The 17912-nt window shown below is 65.7% G+C and carries 18 protein-coding genes; 11 read left to right on the top strand and 7 right to left on the bottom strand.

Going from position 1 to position 17912, the window contains the following annotated elements; genetic code table 11:
* Nucleotides 1–22 precede the first annotated feature (22 nt).
* From coaE to AC3WRC_RS13840, 4 genes are read right to left on the bottom strand one after another with little or no spacing between them, the layout of a single operon-like run.
* A complete protein-coding gene (gene coaE, locus AC3WRC_RS13855; protein WP_492304225.1) occupies nt 23–655 on the bottom strand; it encodes a dephospho-CoA kinase in 633 nt (210 codons plus the stop codon).
* Complete coding sequence (locus AC3WRC_RS13850) at nt 652–1482, bottom strand: shikimate dehydrogenase family protein (RefSeq protein WP_492304224.1); 831 nt, start codon at nt 1480–1482, stop codon at nt 652–654. Before AC3WRC_RS13850 ends, coaE begins: the two co-directional genes overlap by 4 nt.
* On the bottom strand, nt 1479–2075 hold the full coding sequence (locus AC3WRC_RS13845; protein WP_492304223.1) for a Maf family protein: 597 nt from the start codon (nt 2073–2075) through the stop codon (nt 1479–1481). Before AC3WRC_RS13845 ends, AC3WRC_RS13850 begins: the two co-directional genes overlap by 4 nt.
* Nucleotides 2072–2941, bottom strand: coding sequence for a pyruvate, water dikinase regulatory protein (locus AC3WRC_RS13840; RefSeq protein WP_055809600.1), 870 nt, complete (start codon nt 2939–2941; stop codon nt 2072–2074). Before AC3WRC_RS13840 ends, AC3WRC_RS13845 begins: the two co-directional genes overlap by 4 nt.
* Nucleotides 2942–3390: 449 nt before the next feature.
* Between AC3WRC_RS13840 and hemE the strand changes: the two genes are divergently transcribed.
* The 11 genes from hemE to AC3WRC_RS13785 all read left to right on the top strand — a co-directional run bounded on the left by hemE (nt 3391) and on the right by AC3WRC_RS13785 (nt 13762).
* Nucleotides 3391–4449 (top strand): uroporphyrinogen decarboxylase, encoded by a 1059-nt coding sequence (gene hemE, locus AC3WRC_RS13835; RefSeq protein ID WP_492304222.1) that lies wholly within the window; start codon nt 3391–3393, stop codon nt 4447–4449.
* Nucleotides 4446–5507 carry a ferrochelatase gene (gene hemH / locus AC3WRC_RS13830; RefSeq protein ID WP_492304221.1) on the top strand — a complete coding sequence of 354 codons (1062 nt, stop codon included), beginning with the start codon at nt 4446–4448 and terminating at the stop codon, nt 5505–5507. Before hemE ends, hemH begins: the two co-directional genes overlap by 4 nt.
* Nucleotides 5504–5971 carry a CopD family protein gene (locus AC3WRC_RS13825; protein WP_492304220.1) on the top strand — a complete coding sequence of 156 codons (468 nt, stop codon included), beginning with the start codon at nt 5504–5506 and terminating at the stop codon, nt 5969–5971. Before hemH ends, AC3WRC_RS13825 begins: the two co-directional genes overlap by 4 nt.
* 207 nt (nt 5972–6178) lie before the next feature.
* Entirely contained in the window at nt 6179–7612 is a 1434-nt protein-coding gene (gene rho / locus AC3WRC_RS13820; protein ID WP_492304219.1) for a transcription termination factor Rho, read from the top strand.
* Between the two features lie 40 nt (nt 7613–7652).
* Nucleotides 7653–7877: a DUF6489 family protein gene (locus AC3WRC_RS13815; RefSeq protein WP_017505399.1), complete on the top strand. Its 225-nt coding sequence runs from the start codon at nt 7653–7655 to the stop codon at nt 7875–7877.
* A 36-nt stretch (nt 7878–7913) separates the two neighbouring features.
* Nucleotides 7914–9224 carry a tRNA uridine-5-carboxymethylaminomethyl(34) synthesis GTPase MnmE gene (gene mnmE / locus AC3WRC_RS13810; protein WP_492304218.1) on the top strand — a complete coding sequence of 437 codons (1311 nt, stop codon included), beginning with the start codon at nt 7914–7916 and terminating at the stop codon, nt 9222–9224.
* A 102-nt stretch (nt 9225–9326) separates the two neighbouring features.
* Nucleotides 9327–11207 (top strand): tRNA uridine-5-carboxymethylaminomethyl(34) synthesis enzyme MnmG, encoded by a 1881-nt coding sequence (gene mnmG / locus AC3WRC_RS13805; RefSeq protein WP_492304217.1) that lies wholly within the window; start codon nt 9327–9329, stop codon nt 11205–11207.
* A complete protein-coding gene (rsmG, locus tag AC3WRC_RS13800; protein WP_055755071.1) occupies nt 11207–11839 on the top strand; it encodes a 16S rRNA (guanine(527)-N(7))-methyltransferase RsmG in 633 nt (210 codons plus the stop codon). The genes mnmG and rsmG overlap by 1 nt, the downstream gene beginning before the upstream one ends.
* Nucleotides 11820–12638: a ParA family protein gene (locus AC3WRC_RS13795; RefSeq protein WP_039246649.1), complete on the top strand. Its 819-nt coding sequence runs from the start codon at nt 11820–11822 to the stop codon at nt 12636–12638. The genes rsmG and AC3WRC_RS13795 overlap by 20 nt, the downstream gene beginning before the upstream one ends.
* A gap of 24 nt (nt 12639–12662) precedes the next feature.
* On the top strand, nt 12663–13553 hold the full coding sequence (locus AC3WRC_RS13790) for a ParB/RepB/Spo0J family partition protein (protein WP_492304216.1): 891 nt from the start codon (nt 12663–12665) through the stop codon (nt 13551–13553).
* A 26-nt stretch (nt 13554–13579) separates the two neighbouring features.
* Nucleotides 13580–13762: a hypothetical protein gene (locus tag AC3WRC_RS13785; RefSeq protein WP_292076810.1), complete on the top strand. Its 183-nt coding sequence runs from the start codon at nt 13580–13582 to the stop codon at nt 13760–13762.
* A gap of 2 nt (nt 13763–13764) precedes the next feature.
* Here the strand turns inward: AC3WRC_RS13785 and holA are convergent, their stop codons facing one another.
* Genes holA through leuS form a run of 3 tightly spaced genes read right to left on the bottom strand, consistent with a single transcriptional unit; the run spans nt 13765 to nt 17872 of the window.
* Nucleotides 13765–14817 (bottom strand): DNA polymerase III subunit delta, encoded by a 1053-nt coding sequence (gene holA, locus AC3WRC_RS13780; protein ID WP_492304215.1) that lies wholly within the window; start codon nt 14815–14817, stop codon nt 13765–13767.
* The gene (lptE, locus tag AC3WRC_RS13775) at nt 14814–15293 is read right to left on the bottom strand and encodes an LPS assembly lipoprotein LptE (RefSeq protein WP_066627101.1); all 480 of its coding nucleotides are present in this window, start codon (nt 15291–15293) and stop codon (nt 14814–14816) included. Before lptE ends, holA begins: the two co-directional genes overlap by 4 nt.
* Entirely contained in the window at nt 15293–17872 is a 2580-nt protein-coding gene (leuS, locus tag AC3WRC_RS13770) for a leucine--tRNA ligase (protein ID WP_492304214.1), read from the bottom strand. Before leuS ends, lptE begins: the two co-directional genes overlap by 1 nt.
* Nucleotides 17873–17912 lie beyond the last annotated feature (40 nt).

Genomic DNA, 17912 nt, shown 5'->3' with positions numbered 1-17912 from the left:
GCCCTTAATGGCGGCATTCGCCTCAGCGCGAAAGGCTCGCCGCGCCGCGCCGAGGAGATATCCACGACGGGTCAAGAACGGCGGCGACGATCGCCTCGACCTCGTCCCGCGCGGCCTCCAACCCCCGGCCGGTGTCGATGACGAAATCGGCGCGGGCGCGCTTTTCGGCGTCCGGCATCTGGCGCGCCAGGATGGCGTCGAACCGTTCGCGGGTCATGCCGGGGCGGGCCAGGACACGCTCCGCCTGGATCGCCGGATCGGCGGTGACCACCACCACGGCGTCGACGGCCCTGTCTCCACCCGTCTCGAACAGCAGGGGGATGTCCAGAACGGCCAGTTTCACACCCGCCGAGCGCGCCGCCTCCAGGTCCGCCGCGCGCCCCTGGGCGACCAGGGGGTGGACAATGGCTTCCAGACGATGGAACGCGGTGTCGTCTTTCCCAAGGGCCTCGGCCAGACGCGTGCGATCGACCGCGCCGTCCACGACGACGCCGGGAAAGGCTTGGCCCACAGGACCGACCGCCTCACCGCCGCGCGCGTAGAGGCGGTGAACCGCATCGTCGGCGTTCCAAACGACGGCGCCCAGATCGGCGAACATGGCCGTCGTCGTCGACTTGCCCATGCCGATGGAGCCGGTGAGACCGAGCAGGATCATGCCGTCTCGCCCAGATGGGTCATCAACAGGGCGCGAAGATCGAGAGGCGGCGGCGCGCGGCAGAACAGGGCTTCGAACGACGGCGCCGCCTGGCCGATCAGCATGGCCAATCCATCCACCGTCGGCAGGCCGCGTTCGCGCGCCGCCGTCAGGAAGGGCGTGGCCAGCGGCTTGTAGGTCATATCCATCACCACCGTGCCGGGCGCGATCCGGTCGAAGTCGATGGTCGGCGGGACGCTGAGCGCATTGATGACCAGGGCCGCGCCGTCGAAGGCGTCGCCGTCCGCCATGACCCGAACCGAGGGTCCAAGATCGGCGGCCAGGGCCTCAGCACGTTCGGGCGAACGGTTGACGATGCGCACCTCGGCGCCGGCCTCGACCAAGGCGCCGGACCCTGCACGGGCCGCGCCCCCGGCGCCCAGCATCACCACCGGCCGCCCGGCCACGTCCAGGTCCGGCGCCTGTTCCTTCAGGCCGAGCATCAGGCCGACTCCGTCGGAACTGTCGGCCAGCACCCGGCCGTTTTCGAACTGCAGGATATTGGCCGAGGACGTCAGCCGCGCCGCCGCCGTCGCCTGATCCGCCAGGGCGAAGGCCTGTTCCTTGAACGGGGCGGTGACGTTCAGCCCCATGATCAGACCGGCGCGCCCCGCGGCGACCAAGGCCTGAAACCCGGCCGCATCGGCAGGGGCGAAGGGAACGTAAGCGCCGTCGATCCCGCCGGCCGCCAGCCAGGCGTTGTGGATGACCGGGCTGAGCGAATGGGCGACGGGATTTCCGGCGATCCCGGCGACCATGGCGGCCCCGGTTATGCGGTGCGTACTCATGCCGCGATCACCCCCGCCCGACGCAGCTCTTTCAACACCGGCCAGAGCGGCAGGCCCAGCACCGTGAAATAGTCGCCGTCCACCGCCTCGAACAGCTGCGAGCCCAGCCCCTCCAGCCGGTAGGAGCCGACACAGGACAGCAGGGCCTCGCCCTCGGCCGCCAGATAGGCGTCGAGGAAGGCGTCCGAGAAATCGCGCATCCGCATCTGAACCGTATCGACACCGGACCAGACGATATGGCCCTTGGTCGCCAGCGCTGCGCCGGAATGCAGCTGGTGCGACTTGCCGCGCATGGCTTTCAGCCGCTCGCGCGCCGCGTCCAGAGAGCTGGCCTTGGAGACCAGGCCGCCGTCAAAGGCCAGGGTCTGATCCGAGCCCAGCACCCAGGCGGTCTCGTCATCACGCGAAACGGCCAAGGCCTTGGCTTCCGCGAGACGAACGGCGAGGGCGGCGGCGTCCAGGTTGCTCGACACGGCCTTGATGGCGTCCTCGTCCACATCGGCGACGCGCACCTCAAAGGCGACGCCGGCGTTTTCCAGCATGGCGCGGCGAGCCGCGCTTTTGGACGCCAGGATGAGAGTTTCAGATTTCACCAGGTGGTCCCGATCTTGTGGTTGCGATGCTCGCTCAGCAGATTGGTGATCGCCGCCGCCGTCTCCTCCACCGAGCGGCGGGTCACGTCGATGGTGGGCCAGCCGCGCCGCTCAAAGGCCCGCCGGGCCTTGATCGTCTCGTCGCGCACGGCGTCCTGATCGGTGTAGTTCGACGATTGGCTGGCGTTCAGATTGTCGATGCGGTTGCGCCGGATCTGAACCAATCGATCCGGCGACACGGTCAGGCCGATCACCAAGGGGTTCTTCAGCTTGGTCAGCCGCTCGCCGTCCTCCTGACCCGGCACCAGGGGCACGTTGGCCGCCCTGATGCCCCGGTGGGCCAGATAGATGCAGGTGGGGGTCTTGGATGTCCGGCTGACCCCGCACAGAACGACGTCGGCGCCCTCCAGCTGATCCAGAGAGCCTTGGCCGTCGTCGTAGGCCATGGCGAAGTCCAGCGCCGCGATCCGGTTGAAATAGTCGTGGTCCAGCGCGTGTTGGGCGCCGACGCGGGTGGACAGGGCCGCGCCGAGATAGCGCGACATGGCGCCGACCAAGGGATCCAGCGCGCCGATCTGGGGCATGTCCAGGCGACGGCAGCCTTCTTCCAGCTGCTCGCGCAGATCGCGGTCGACCAGGGTGTGGAGAACGACGCCGGGCGCGGACTCCACCTCCTGCAGCACCCGCTCCATCTGCTTTGCCGATCGCACTAGGGAATAGATGTGCTCGATCGGGATGACCCCATCGAAGCGCGCGGTCACCGCCTTGGCCATGGCATTCAAGGTCTCACCGGTGGAGTCCGACACCAGGTGAACGTGGAAATAGGTGGCCAGACGGGCCGGTCCCGAGGGTCTCGCAGGGCTCATGAGACTGTCTGTCTCCCTGTTGAAAGTTGGGGGACGGCGTTGGACCGTCGGGGCGCCGTTTTCTTAGCCGCTGATCGATCCGCCCGCGAGCGGGGATGATGGTGGATCACATTGGTTGTCCGCCGCCGGATCATCCCAAGGCGGAAAACCAAATTTCCAACCGCTGTGGAAAATCCTAATGAAAGGTTAACGGCGCTTAACCGCGTTCACAGCCGCAAGTCCCCGCGAACCCTTGCCGGTTAAGGTTTCGTTAGGGATTGTCCACCGGCGGGATTGGTCGTTTCGACATCCCCGTTAAGGATATGGCAGACGTGGATATCCGCTTTTGTTCCGCCGCCTCCGACCGAGTCATCCCCGCCATTCCACCGCCCTACCTGCCACTTCGAATCTTTTAATTCTTAATCTGATTAGGGATTGAGAGCGGGGGGCTGTGACCTTAATCCTCCGGGATGACTGATCAGACCCAGACTGCCGATCCGACACCCTTGGTGCTCCGGGCTCTCCGCGGGGAGACGTTGGAGCGTCCGCCGGTGTGGTTCATGCGCCAGGCCGGTCGGTATCTGCCGGAATATCGCAAGCTGAGGGCCGAGGCGCCCGACTTCATCGCCTTCTGTCTGAACCCGGAAATGGCCGCCGAGGCGACGCTTCAGCCCATGCGCCGGTTCGGCTTCGATGCGGCGATCGTCTTCGCCGACATCCTGCTGATACCGCGCGCCCTGGGCCAGGACGTCTCGTTCGAAACGGGGGAGGGGCCGCGGCTGGGCGAAATGCCGATTCCGGGTCGGATGGCCGAACTGGCTCCGGCGGCGGGCGAGCATCTGTCGGCGGTGGGTGAGACCCTGTCGATCGTGCGCGCGGCCCTAGAGCCGGAACGCGCCCTGATCGGCTTCGCCGGCGCGCCCTGGACAGTGGCGACCTATATGCTGGACGGACAGGCGCGCACCATCGGCAAAGGCGAACGCGCCCAGGCCCGCACCTACGCCTATGCCGATCCTGAACGCGTCGACGAGACGCTGGAGGTTCTGGTCGAGGCCACGGCTCGGTATCTGAAGATGCAGGCCGACGCCGGCGCACAGGTTCTGAAGATCTTCGAGAGCTGGGCCGAGGGTCTGCCGGATGATCTGTTCGAAAGATTGGTCCTGAAGCCCCACCAGGCGCTGGTGAAGCGCACGCGGGAGCTGGGGGTCACTGTACCCCTCATCGGCTTCCCACGGGGCTCTGCGGCGCTCGCAGAGCGGTATGCCGAGGCGGTGGAGGTCGACGCCGTCGCCCTGGACACCGCTTGCCCGCTCGAGGTCGGCAAACGGGTGCAGCAGATCAAGCCGATCCAGGGGGCGCTCGACCCGCTGTTGCTGCGCGCCGGCGGGGATCTGCTGGACCGACGCGTCGATCAGCTGATGGAAGCCTGGGGGCAGGGGCCCTGGCTGTTCAACCTCGGCCACGGCATCCTGCCGGACGTGCCGATCGACCATGTCGAACAGGTTCTGAGACGGATCGGCGCGCAATGAGCGATGCGACCCCCGGCCGCCGCGTTGCGGTGGTTCTGTTCAATCTGGGCGGGCCGGACGATCAGGCTTCGGTCAAGCCGTTCCTATTCAACCTGTTCAACGATCCGGCCATCATCGGCCTTCCGGGGATCTTCCGAACGCCTCTGGCCAAACTGATCTCCAGCCGGCGCGAAACCAGCGCCCAGGCCAACTACGCCCTGATGGGCGGGGGATCGCCGCTGCTGCCCGAAACCCGTCGTCAGGCCGAGGCTTTGCAGGCGGTGCTTGGCGCGCGGCTGGGCGGCGATGAGGTCAAGGTCTTCATCGCCATGCGATACTGGCATCCGTTGACCGAAGAGACGGCGGCCGAGGTCGCCGCCTTCGGACCCGACGAAGTCGTCCTGCTGCCGCTCTATCCGCAGTTTTCGACCACGACGACGGAATCCTCGCTGAAGGCTTGGAACGTTGCCTATACCGGCCCGGGCGTCAGCCGGGCCGTCTGCTGCTATCCGGCCGCGACAGGCTGGGTTGAGGCCCAGGCCCAGGCGATCGGCGAGAAGCTGGACGAGGCGGTAGGTCAGCCGGTGCGGGTGCTGTTCTCCGCCCACGGCATCCCCGAGAAGCTGGTGACCGGCAAGGGGGATCCCTACCAGGAGCAGATCGAGACGACGGTCGCCGCCGTGGTCGCCGCCATCGCGGCGCAGCGCGGGCCGATCGACCACGCCATCTGCTACCAAAGCCGGGTTGGGCCGATGAAATGGCTGGGCCCGTCAACGCCTGAAGCCATTGAAGCCGCGGCCAAAGATGGCGTCGGCGTGGTTGTCACGCCCATCGCCTTTGTCTCGGAGCATATCGAGACCCTGGTCGAGCTGGATATCGAATACGGCGAACTGGCCCACGAAAAAGGGGCCAGTCCCTATTTGCGGGCGCCGGCGGTCGGGATCGAGCCGCTGTTCATAGACGCCTTGGCCGATGCGGCCGTGGGCGCGCTATCCCACGCGGGCGTCGCGCCGTTCGGCCAGGGGTGCAAGGCGGACTGGAAGGCCTGTCCGCATCGCAAGGGAAGACAGGCGGCATGAACACCTACGATCTCGCACGCGGGCTGCACATTCTGGCGGTGATCGCCTGGATGGCGGGCCTTCTGTTCCTGCCTCGGCTCTACGCCTATGACGCCGAACAGAACGCCAAGCCCGAACCGCTGAAAAGTGAAATGCAGGCGCTGTTGCGCCTGTGGCAGACGCGGCTGCTGCGCATCATCCTGAACCCGGCGATGATCCTGGCCTGGGTCTTCGGTCTATGGTTGATCCATATCGACGTCTCGGCGCGCGGAGCGGCCTTCCTGGGCGAGCCGTGGATGGTCGCCAAGCTGGCGGGCGTCTTCCTGCTCAGCGGCTGGCATGGATTTCTGGCGGCCCAAAGGAAGAAGATTGCGGCCGGCACGTCGAAATATTCTGGCAAGTTCTGGCGCATGACGAACGAAGTGCCCTTCGTTCTGGCCATCGTCATGGTGCTGTCGGTGACGACGGAGTGGACGTTCCGATAAGCGGCTCCGCTTGACCTGACCCGCCGCCTGTGGTTCCGCTGGCGGCGAACCGTTCGGCGTCCCGCGTCGGCGGTCCCTCTCTTTCGTGACGCCTGCAGGCCTTGGAGCCAGCGGGAGCCCGTCGCACCTCCCTTCGGCCTTCCGGCCAGACATTTTCAGAGACCCGCGCCGCAGCCGTCTGGCCGCGTGCGCCCGCGAGCCTGCATTATGACCGACGTCCGCGACACCAATACCGACACCCCCGAGAATGAAGGCGTGGAGGTTGAAGCCCCCACCCATCACGGCGCGGCGCATGAAGCCGGCGAGGCGGCGGGCGCCGATTCCGGCGTGGATACGACAGCGGACGATGAAGAGGACGGCGAGCCCGTCGTCGCCAACGGCCGCATCACGCTCGCCGAACTGAACGAGAAGACCCCGGCCGACCTGGTCGCCTTCGCTGAACAGCTGGAGGTCGAGAACGCCTCCAACTTGCGCAAACAGGATTTGCTGTTCGCCATCCTGAAGGCCCTCGCCGACGAAGAAGTCGAGATCATCGCCGACGGCGTGCTGGAAATCCTGCCGGACGGGTTCGGCTTCCTGCGCAGCTCGGACGCCAACTATCTGCCGGGTCCGGACGACGTCTATGTCTCGCCGTCGCAGATTCGCCGCTTCGGCTTGCGCTCGGGCGACACCGTCCACGGCGCCGTGCGGGCGCCGCGCGAGGGCGAGCGTTACTTCGCCCTGCTCAAGGTCGACACGATCAATCTGGAAGACCCAGAGGCGGTCAAGACCAAGGTCCTGTTCGACAACCTGACGCCGCTCTATCCCGAAGAGCGTCTGCACATGGAAATTCAGGATCCGACGCTGAAGGATCGCTCGGGTCGGGTCATCGATATCGTCGCGCCGCTCGGCAAGGGCCAACGCTGCCTGATCGTGGCGCCGCCGCGCGTCGGTAAGACGGTGATGTTGCAGAACATCGCCAAGTCGATCGAACGGAACCACCCGGAGGTCTTCCTGATCGTCCTGTTGATCGACGAACGCCCCGAAGAAGTGACGGACATGCAGCGCACGGTGAAGGGCGAGGTTGTCGCCTCGACCTTCGACGAGCCCGCCACCCGCCACGTCGCCGTCGCCGAAATGGTGATCGAAAAGGCCAAGCGTTTGGTCGAACACAAAAAGGATGTGGTGATCCTGCTGGACTCCATCACGCGTCTGGGCCGGGCCTACAACGCCACCGTCCCCTCGTCGGGCAAGGTGCTGACCGGCGGCGTCGACGCCAACGCTCTGCAACGGCCCAAGCGCTTCTTCGGCGCCGCGCGTAACGTGGAGCAGGGCGGTTCGCTTACCATCATCGCCACGGCCTTGATCGACACGGGCAGCCGCATGGACGAGGTCATCTTCGAAGAGTTCAAGGGCACCGGCAACTCGGAAATCGTGCTGGACCGCAAGGTCGCAGACAAGCGCATCTTCCCCGCCATCGACGTGCTGAAGTCTGGCACCCGCAAGGAGGACCTGATCACGCCGAAGGATCAGTTGGCCAAGACTTATGTCCTGCGCCGCATCCTGAATCCAATGGGTCCGCAGGACGCGATCGAGTTCCTGCTCGACAAGCTGCGTCAGTCCAAGAACAACTCGGACTTCTTCCAGTCGATGAACACGTAATCCGTCTTCGGACGTTTCACGTGAAACAGGAGGCCATGCGATGAAGGTCAATGTGGAAGTCGATTGCACGCCGGCGGAGGCGCGGGCCTTTCTCGGTCTGCCGGACGTGACGCCGCTGAACGACGCAATGGTCGCGGAGATGCAGAAGCGGATGGAGGCCAATGTCGCCGCCATGCAGCCCGAGGAACTTATGAAGACCTGGACCAGCTTCGGCCTCCAGGCCCAGGACCAGTTCCGACGTCTGATGGAAGCGGCGGTAAAATGAGCATCCGCCCACTCCGGAGCCGCTCGGTCTGAGTTGATGATCGACACCATCTTCGCCTTGGCGACGCCGCCCGGCCGAGGCGCCATTGCGGTTTTCCGTCTGTCGGGCCCCGGCGTCGAGGCCGCGTTGACGGCGCTGGGCGCAACCCGCTTGAAGCCGCGCATGGCGTCGGTGCGTGACCTCAGCCATGCCGGCGATCACATCGATCAGGCGCTGGTGCTGCGTTTCGTGGCGCCAAACAGCTACACGGGTGAGGACACCGCCGAACTGCATCTGCATGGCGGTCGCGCGGTCGTGGAGGCCGCCAGCCGGGCCTTGATTGCACTGGGCTTGCGCCCGGCAGACCCCGGCGAATTCACACGGCGCGCGTTCCAGAACGGCCGCATGGATCTGGCGCAAGCCGAGGCGGTCGCCGATCTGATAGACGCGGAGACCAGCGCCCAGGCCAAACAGGCCTTGGGTCAGTTGGACGGCAAGCTCAGCGAGACCTATGCCGGTTTCCGCCGTGACCTTCTTCACGCCCTGGCTCTGGTAGAGGCCGAGATCGATTTTCCGGACGAAGAGGTGCCGGACAATTTGGCCCGCACGGCGGGGCCGGTGCTGAATCGGCTTGGCGGCGACCTGCGACGCGCGGTTGATACGGGGCGGCGTGGCGAACGGGTGAGGGACGGTTATCGCATCGTCCTGATCGGTGAGACAAACGCCGGTAAGTCGTCGCTGTTCAATGCGTTGGTTGCGCGTGAGGCGGCCATCGTGACGCCGATCGCCGGCACCACACGGGATGTGTTGGATGCCGATCTGGTAATCGGCGGCTATGCTGTGACCTTGTCGGATACGGCCGGCCTGAGAGACAGCGATGACCCGGTCGAGGCCGAGGGCGTTCGTCGCGCCCGGGTGCGCGCTGAACAAGCCGACGTGCGGCTCTGGGTCCGCGCGCCGGGTGATCCGGACGGGGTGGCTGCGAACTACGTCAAGGATGGCGATCTGATCGTGGCGACCAAGTCCGACCTTGGCGCTTGGTCAGGAGGGGCAGATGGTCTTGAGACTTTAGCGGTCAGCACCGCGACCGGTGAAGGCCTGATCGAGCTTCGGGACTGGATTGCTTCCCGTCTTGCGAGAGATCTTTCCGGCGCCGACTTCCCTGCCGTGACGCAAGAGCGCCATCGGCTGCGTTTGCTTGAGGCGCTGGAAAGCGTTGATGCGGCGCGGGCGGCGCTCGATGTTGCGCCTGAAATGGCTGGCGACGATCTGAGACGGGCTGCCGACGCCTTGGCGCGCGTCACAGGTGCGATCGGTGTCGAGGAAATTCTGGGCGAAGTCTTTTCGACTTTTTGCATCGGAAAGTAGGTCTAGCCATACCGCTGTTTCACGTGAAACGGAGGGGCATCGTAGTCTGACGAGCTTGGCCTGCCTCTGGCGATGACACCCGTTTTGCCCTATGTGGCGGCGATGATTTCTCACCCTGATCTCGTATTCGACGTCGTCGTCATCGGCGGCGGCCACGCCGGCTGTGAAGCGGCGGCGGCCTCCGCACGGGCGGGCGCCCGCACCGTCTTGCTCACCCAGAAGTTGGAGACGATCGGCGAGATGTCGTGCAATCCGGCTATCGGGGGGCTGGGGAAGGGGCATCTCGTTCGCGAGATCGATGCCATGGACGGCGTGATGGGCCGGCTGGCCGATGTGTCAGGCATCCAATTCCGCCTCCTAAACCGATCCAAGGGCGCCGCCGTTCGGGGTCCGCGCAGCCAGATCGACCGCAGGCTCTATCGCGAAGCCATGCAGGCCGAACTTCACGGCACGCCCAATCTGACCCTGATGGCGGGGACGGCCGAGCGACTTATCCTTGAAGGTGACCGTGTGGTCGGCGTCGTGACCGGCGGCGGAGAGACGGTTCGCGCTGGGGCGGTCGTCCTGACGACCGGCACCTTCCTGAACGGCGTCATCCATCGCGGCGATGAACGCATCCCGGCGGGGCGGCATGGTGAGGAGCCCTCGACCGGTCTGGCCGCCGATCTTCATGCGGCCGACCTGATGATGGGGCGTTTGAAGACGGGCACGCCCGCACGCCTGGACGGGCGGACCATTGACTGGGATCGTCTGGAAATGCAGCAGGCGGATGAGGCGCCGTCGGCCTTTTCCTTCCTGACTGACCGTATAGACGTGCCCCAGATCGCCTGTGGCGTGACGCACACGACAGAGGAGACCCATCGGATCATCGCAGAGAATCTCGGCGAGAGCGCCGTCTATGGCGGCAAGCTGTCGGGCCGGGGGCCGCGCTATTGTCCGTCGATCGAGGACAAGGTCGTTCGGTTCGCCGACAAGACGAGCCATCAGATTTTCCTGGAGCCGGAAGGGTTGGACGATCCCACGGTCTATCCAAATGGGATTTCGACCTCGGTATCGGAGCCGACGCAGCTCGCCTTCCTGCGAACTATACCGGGATTGGAAGCGGTCGAGGTGTTTCGATACGGCTACGCCATCGAATACGACTATGTCGACCCTCGCGAGCTGACGGCGGCGCTGGAGGTGAAGAAGCGTCCCGGACTGTATTTGGCCGGACAGATCAACGGGACGACCGGTTATGAGGAGGCCGCGGCGCAGGGGCTGATGGCGGGGCTGAACGCCGCGCGTTCAGCGGCCGGCCAGGAGCCGGTGATCCTGGGGCGTGATCAGGCCTATATCGGCGTCATGATCGACGATCTGGTGACACGCGGTGTCACCGAACCGTACCGGATGTTCACCAGCCGGGCGGAATATCGGCTCACGCTGCGAGCGGATAACGCTGACCTTCGGCTCACACCCATTGCGACGACACTCGGCATTGTTGGCGATAAGCGGCGTATTCGGTTTGGAGCCAAGGCCTTGGCGCTTGCGGCAGCGAATGCTGTTTCACGTGAAACACTGTTCACCCCCAACCAAGCCAGCGCACTCGGCATATCTGTAAATGCTGATGGTCGTCGACGGTCGATGCGCGAACTGTTGGCCTTCCCCGATGTGACTTTGGATCAATTCCTCTCGGCAGTGCCCGTCATTGCCGATTGGACCACTGAAGTCCGCGAGCAGGTCCAGATCGACGCGGCCTATGCCAACTATTTGGATCGCCAATCGCAGGATGCGGACGCTCTGAAGGTGGAGGAGGGGCTGATGCTTCCGACCGATCTCGACTACGGCGCCGTCGGCGGTCTGTCGAACGAGGTGAAGGAGAAGTTGGCTCGCGTGCAACCTCGGACCCTGGGCCAGGCTGGCCGGATCGAGGGCATGACGCCCGGCGCTTTGACGGCGCTGCTGGCCTATGTGAAGCGCGCGCCCAAGGCGTCGGTCGCGGCCTGATGTTGGAGGCTGAACAAGAGGCGTTCCGTGCACGCGCCAATGCGTCAGCGGAACAGATCGCCGACCTTGAAGCCTTTCGTCTGCGGTTGGTCGAGGCCAATGCGGTGATGAATCTAGTCGGCCCGGACAGTCTGCCAGACTTCTGGAACCGCCATGTCTGGGACAGTGCGCAACTGCTTGATCTGGCGCCGGACGCGAAGACCTGGGCGGATCTGGGGGCAGGGGCCGGCTTTCCCGGGCTAGTGCTTTCCACCATGCTGAAGGGGCGGGATGGGGCCCATGTCTGGCTGATCGATAGCCTGGCCAAGCGCTGCCGATTCCTTCAGGAGGTTGTGAATGCATTGTCCTTGCCGGCGACGGTCATCGTCGGTCGAGCTGAGGCGCAGACTGTGACGTGTGACATCGTCACCGCCCGAGCCGTCGCGCCAATGGAGAAACTGTTAGGTTATGCACAGCCCTACTTCCAAAGGGGTGCACAAGGTCTGTTCCTAAAGGGGGAGCGTGCCGAATCCGAGTTGATCGAAGCGCGCAAATCCTGGCATTTCGAGGCTGAACTGGCCCCGTCGCAAAGCGACGTGCGCGGCCGCATCGTGACAATCCGGAGCCTCCGCCGTGCCCGCTCAACGCGCTAGAAAGCCCGCCCGCGTCCTCGCCGTGTCCAACCAGAAGGGCGGGGTCGGCAAGACGACGACAGCCATCAACCTCGGCACCGCTCTGGCCGCCATCGGGGAGCGCGTACTGATCGTGGATATGGACCCGCAGGGCAATGCCTCAACGGGTCTGGGTGTTCCACGTGAAACACGGCGGGTGACCATCTATGATGTCGTCGTTGACCAGCGCTCCATCGCGGATGCCTCGGTGCAGACGACTGTGCCGGGTTTGTGGATTGTCCCGGCCGACGCGGACATGTCGGGCGTTGAGATCGAACTGAGCCAAGCGGATCGCCGTTCCTATCGGCTGCGTGATGCTCTTCGCGCGCACGACGACGGCCCTACCGCGTATGATTACGTCCTGATCGACTGCCCGCCGTCGCTGAACCTGCTGACGCTGAATGCGATGGCGGCTGCGGACGCGGTGCTGGTGCCGCTGCAATGCGAGTTCTTCGCCCTGGAAGGTTTGAGCCAGCTGATGCGCACCATCGACATGGTCAAGCACAGCCTCAATCCGTCGTTGGAAATCCAGGGCCTGGTCCTGACCATGTTCGATCGTCGCAGCGCCTTGTCGGGCCAAGTGGCGAACGACGTCCGCGCCCACTTCGGGGACAAGGTCTATGAGAGCGTCATCCCGCGCAACGTCCGCGTCGCCGAGGCGCCGTCGTTCGGCAAGCCGGCGCTGATCTATGACCTGAAGTGCGCCGGCAGCCAGGCCTATCTGCGGCTGGCCAAGGAAGTGGTGAAGCGCGAACGCCAGCGCCTGAAGCTGGCCGCCTGAGTTTATTAGAAACGGAACAGTATCTTGGCTGAACGACAAAGAGGTCTGGGCCGCGGCCTGTCGGCGTTGATGGGACAGGACGCCGAAGCGCCGGTCGTATCTGACGCGCCCGTGCCCGCCGGTGTGCAACGCGTGCCGATCGAAAACCTGAAGCCCAATCCGGACCAGCCGCGCAAGACCTTCCGCCAGGAGGATCTGGAGGAGCTGACCGCCTCGATCCGCGACAAGGGCGTGCTGCAGCCGATCCTAGTGCGGACCCAGCCGGGTGAGGACGGCGTCTGGCAGATCATCGCCGGCGAACGCCGCTGGCGCGCGTCGCAGGCGGCGCGCCTCACCGAGGTGCCGATCGTGGTCCACGAGATGGACGACGTCGAGGTGTTCGAAGTCGCGATCGTCGAGAACGTCCAGCGCGCGGATCTGAACCCTCTGGAAGAGGCCGAGGCATACCGCGTTCTGATGGAGCGCTTCGGGCGGACGCAGGATGCGGTGGCGGGCGTGGTCGGCAAGAGCCGCAGCCATGTGGCCAACACCATGCGCCTGCTGCAACTGCCCGAGCGGGTGCTGTTCTATGTGCGCGAAGGCAAACTGTCTGCGGGTCACGCCCGGGCCCTGATCAATACGCCCGATCCGGGTCAGTTGGCGGACATCGCCTTCGTGGATGGTCTCAGCGTCCGTGAGACAGAGGCCCTGGCGCGCCGTGCGGTGGAAGGGCCGAAGCCGACGAAGGCCAAGTCGGCGTCGGCGGCCGCAGGCGGGGAGGGGGCGGCCGATGTCGCCGCCCTGCAGCAGGATCTGGCCGATGCGCTGGGCCTGAAGGTCCAGTTGTCGGACAAGGGCGGGAAGGGCGAGCTGACGATCGGCTACGGCTCGCTGGAGCAGCTCGACGACCTCTGCCGCCGTTTGATGCGCGGCTGACCGCTAGACTGTGCTAGGGTGTCGATATGACTGAAGACACGACAACCACCGCCGCCGACAAGCTGAAACAGGCGCTCGCCGCCAAGAAGGCCAAGGCGGGTCATGGGTTCAACGCCCAGCCGGGCGCCAAGGCCGAAGAGAAGGCTGTGTCAGCGCGCAACGTCGCCATGGCCCAGCCCGCCTTCCGCAAGGCGTCCAAGCGCGGCTAGGGCTACAGCCCCAGCCGTCTGGCGCGACCTGCGATTTCCAGCAGCAGGCGTTCGGCGATCAGTTGGTCCGGCATTCCGGTCGTTTTGGTGGCGACATCGGCGGCGTTGATGCTGTCCAAGACCTCGTCCAGGGCTTCGAGCCGCCAAGATCGCGCCTGACGCAGCATTTCCGCCTCCTGTTTCCAGAAGATGCCAGCGGCCTTGGCGGCCTCCTTGGCGTTTGCGCCGTTAGCCTGCAAGATATTGATCCGGCGTAGCTTTCCGAGATGGATCGCCGCAGAGCGAACGGCGAGCACCGACGATTCGCCCTCGGCGAAGGCGCGCCTGAGCCCCGCCTGCGCTGGGCCGGGACGCGCGCCGAAGGCCTGAAGCGCCGCATCCGACAGGGAGGCGTCCGGCTCGACGCCGAGATGATGCTCCAGCGCGTCCATATCCAGCGTCTTGCCGGAGCCGGGGCCGATGAAGAGGGCCAGGCGCTCGAGCTCTTGTCGCATCAGGCCCCGCTCGCGCGGCAGGCGCGCGACGAAGCGGTCCAGGGCGTCGGAGGTCAGACCCACCTTGTCGGCGGCCAGGGCCTCGCGGACCATGCGGGCGACATCGCCGGTCTCGTCCTCATAGCAAACGATGCCGACCGCGCCGTTTTCCTTCTCGGCCGCCTTTCTGAGCGCGGATTCGCGGCCCAGCTGGTCGGCCTCGACCACCATCATGGCGTCGGGATTGTAGCCGCCGTCGGCGTGGATCTTCAGCGCGGCGGCGACAGCCTTGTCCACGCCGGGCTTCAGCGCCGACAGACGGATGCGCACCAGACGACGGCCGCCCATCAGGGACATGGCCGTCAGCGCTTCTTCCAGCTTCGTTTCGTCGCCATCGATGTCGCTGTCGGTCAGCACGGTGACGTTGAAGGGGTCGTTCAGGTCGGGCGTGACCGTCTTGCACAACACCTCGGCCCGCTCGGCGACGCCCGACCGGTCCTTGCCGTGGATCACCGCCGCCCGGATCGCCGGATCGGGCGCCTTCAGAAAGCGATCGATCTCGGGGCGTTTGGCCAGGATCACGGGTTCGACAGCGCCTGCATAAGATCCAGTCGGATCAGGCGGGCCAGTTCGGCTGCGGCGCGCTCCTCTCCGTCCTGCTGGGCGGCGATGGCGGCATAGGGCTGGTCGGCGGTGGCGTAGGTCGTGGTGACGGTTTCCGTGCCGCTGACGGGCGTTCCCCCGGCGGCTGGGGTGAGGGTCCAGGTCGCCTTGACCGTGAGTTCATAGCGGGTGGCGGTGTCGTCGATGCGGCGACCCAGCGAGCGGCGGTTCTGCTGGACCTCGGTCGTCAGGCGATACAACGGCGTCGCGCCGCGATCCCAGGCGAGGACGTCTTCCAGCTGCTCGCGCAGGCGATAGCCCAGGCGGTCATCCTGGGTCGTGACGGCGATCCGGCGCAGAGATGACCCCACGGCCGGCTCGGCGTACATGGGCGTGAAGCCGCAGGCGGACACCGCCAGAGACGCGAGAACCGCGCAAGTCGCCGCAATACGCATCAGCCAGCCACCAGATTGACGATGCGGTCCTTGACCACGACGATCTTCTTCACGCTCAGACCCTCCAGCCGCGCCTTGACCGTTTCGTCGGCCAGGACCAGGGCTTCGACCTCGGACGGCTCCATGCCGCGCGGCACGCGGATTTCCGCGCGACGCTTGCCGTTGATCTGGATGGGCAGGACCACCTCATCGTCGGCCGCGAGCGCAGCGTCCCACACGGGCCACGGCGCGTCCAGAACCATCCCGTCCTCACCCAGTTGTGTCCAGGCTTCTTCGGCCAGGTGCGGGGTGAAGGGGGCGATCAGACGGGCCAGTGCCGACAGGGCTTGACGCTTGGCGTCGCCGCCGGCCTGGGCATTGTCGCGAATGGTGGCGACGAAGGCGTAGAGCTTGGCGATGGCCGAGTTAAAGCGGAAGCCTTCGACCCCTTCGGACACGGCCTTGATGGCCTTGTGCGTCTCGCGCAGCAGATCGGCGTTGGCCTTGTCTTCGCCCGAGAAACCGGCGTCATAGGTGTCGAACAGGGTCCATGCGCGCTGGACGAAACGACTGGCGCCCTCGACGCCGCCAGGGGTCCATTGCACGTCCCGCTCGGGCGGGCTGTCGGACAGGACGAACAGGCGACCGGCGTCCACGCCGTAGCTTTCCAGGATCTCGGCCGGAGCGACCACGTTCTTCTTGGACTTGGACATCTTTTCGATGTCGCCGATGACCAAGGTCTCGCCGGTCGACAGCTGGCGCGCCGAACGCACGCCATTGTCGTTGGTCAGATCGACGTCGGTCGGCTCGACCCAGGCGCCGTCGGCGCGGCGATAGGTCTCGTGGACCACCATCCCCTGCGTGAACAGGCCGGCGAACGGCTCCTTCACCGACAACATGCCGGCGTCAGACAGGGCGCGGGTGATGAAGCGGGCGTAGAGCAGGTGCAGGACCGCGTGCTCGACCCCGCCGATATATTGATCGACAGCTAGCCAGCGGTCGGCGGCGGCCTTGTCGATCGGCGCCTCGGCCGTCGGATCGGTGAACCGCGCGAAATACCAGCTGGAATCGACGAAGGTGTCGAGCGTGTCGGTCTCGCGCGTCGCATCCGCGCCGCACGAGGGGCATTTGACGTGCTTCCAGGTCGCGTGACGCGCCAACGGGTTGCCGGGCACGTCGAAGGTCACATCATCAGGCAGGATGACCGGCAACTGATCGGCGGGAACCTCGACGACGCCGCAAGACGGACAGTGGATGATCGGGATCGGGCAACCCCAGTAGCGCTGGCGCGAGACGCCCCAGTCGCGCAGGCGATAGATGGTCTCGGCGCGACCCTGGCCGGCGGCCTCGACCTTGGCTATGGCGGCGGCCTTGGCGGCCTCGACGTCCATTCCGTCCAGGAAGTCGGAGTTGAAGATGCGGCCGGGACCGACATAGGCCTCGGTTCCGATCTCGATGGTCTCGGCGTCGTCGGGCTTGACCACCGGCGTCACCGGCAGATCGTATTTGCGGGCGAAATCCAGGTCGCGCTGGTCGTGGGCCGGGCAGCCGAAGATGGCGCCCGAGCCATAGGTCGACAGCACGAAGTTAGCGGCCCAGACCGGCAGGGTCTTGTCCGGATCGAAGGGGTGGCGGACGCGGACGCCCAGATCGACGCCCAGCTTCTCGGCCTTTTCGATCTCGGCTTCGCTGGTGCCGGTTTGGGCGCAGGCCTTGATGAAGTCCGCCACGTCCGGCCGGTGCTCCGCGATGGCCTTGGCCAGGGGATGGTCGGGGGCCAGGGCCAGGAAGCTGGCCCCGAACAGGGTGTCGGGGCGGGTCGTATAGACCTCGATGGGGTCGCGGGCGTGATTGGGTTCGCCCTCGGGAGAGGCGGGCAGGAAGGCCGGCGCCTCGGCGATGTCCCACCACAGGGTCGCACCCTTGGACTTGCCGATCCAGTTCTCCTGCATCAGCCGGACCTTTTCGGGCCAGCGGTCCAAGGTCTTCAGGCCGTCGATCAGGTCGTCGGCATAGTCGGTGATGCGAAGGAACCACTGGTTCAGCTTGCGCTTCTCGACCAGGGCGCCCGAGCGCCAGCCGCGTCCATCGATCACCTGTTCGTTGGCCAAGACCGTGTTGTCGACCGGATCCCAGTTGACCACCGCATCCTTGCGATAGACCAGACCGCGCCGATACAGCTCCAGGAACCAGGCCTGTTGCTTGCCATAGTATTCCGGGTCGCAGGTGGCGAACTCGCGCGACCAGTCCAGCGACAGGCCCAGCAGCTTCAGCTGCTCGCGCATGTTGGCGATGTTGGAATAGGTCCAGCCCTTGGGATGGATGCCGCGCTCCATGGCTGCGTTTTCGGCCGGCATGCCGAAGGCGTCCCAGCCCATCGGGTGCAGAACGTCGTACCCTTGCGCGCGCTTGGACCGCGCCACCACGTCGCCCATCACATAGTTGCGGGCGTGACCCATGTGGATGTTGCCCGACGGATAGGGGAACATCTCCAGCACATAGTATTTCGGCCGGCCGGTGTCCTTCGTAACGAAGGCGGAAGCCTCGGCCCATCGGGCCCGCTGGCGGGGTTCGGCGGTCTTGGGTTCGTAACGGGCCACGGTCGTCCTGAAAGTCGAAAGGGCGCTGACGCCCTCCCGG

It is taken from the genome of Brevundimonas sp. EU05-FHT14B07 (assembly GCF_058790795.1).
Note: the sequence above shows the minus strand (reverse complement) of the source record. Positions and strands in the feature narration are given on the sequence as shown.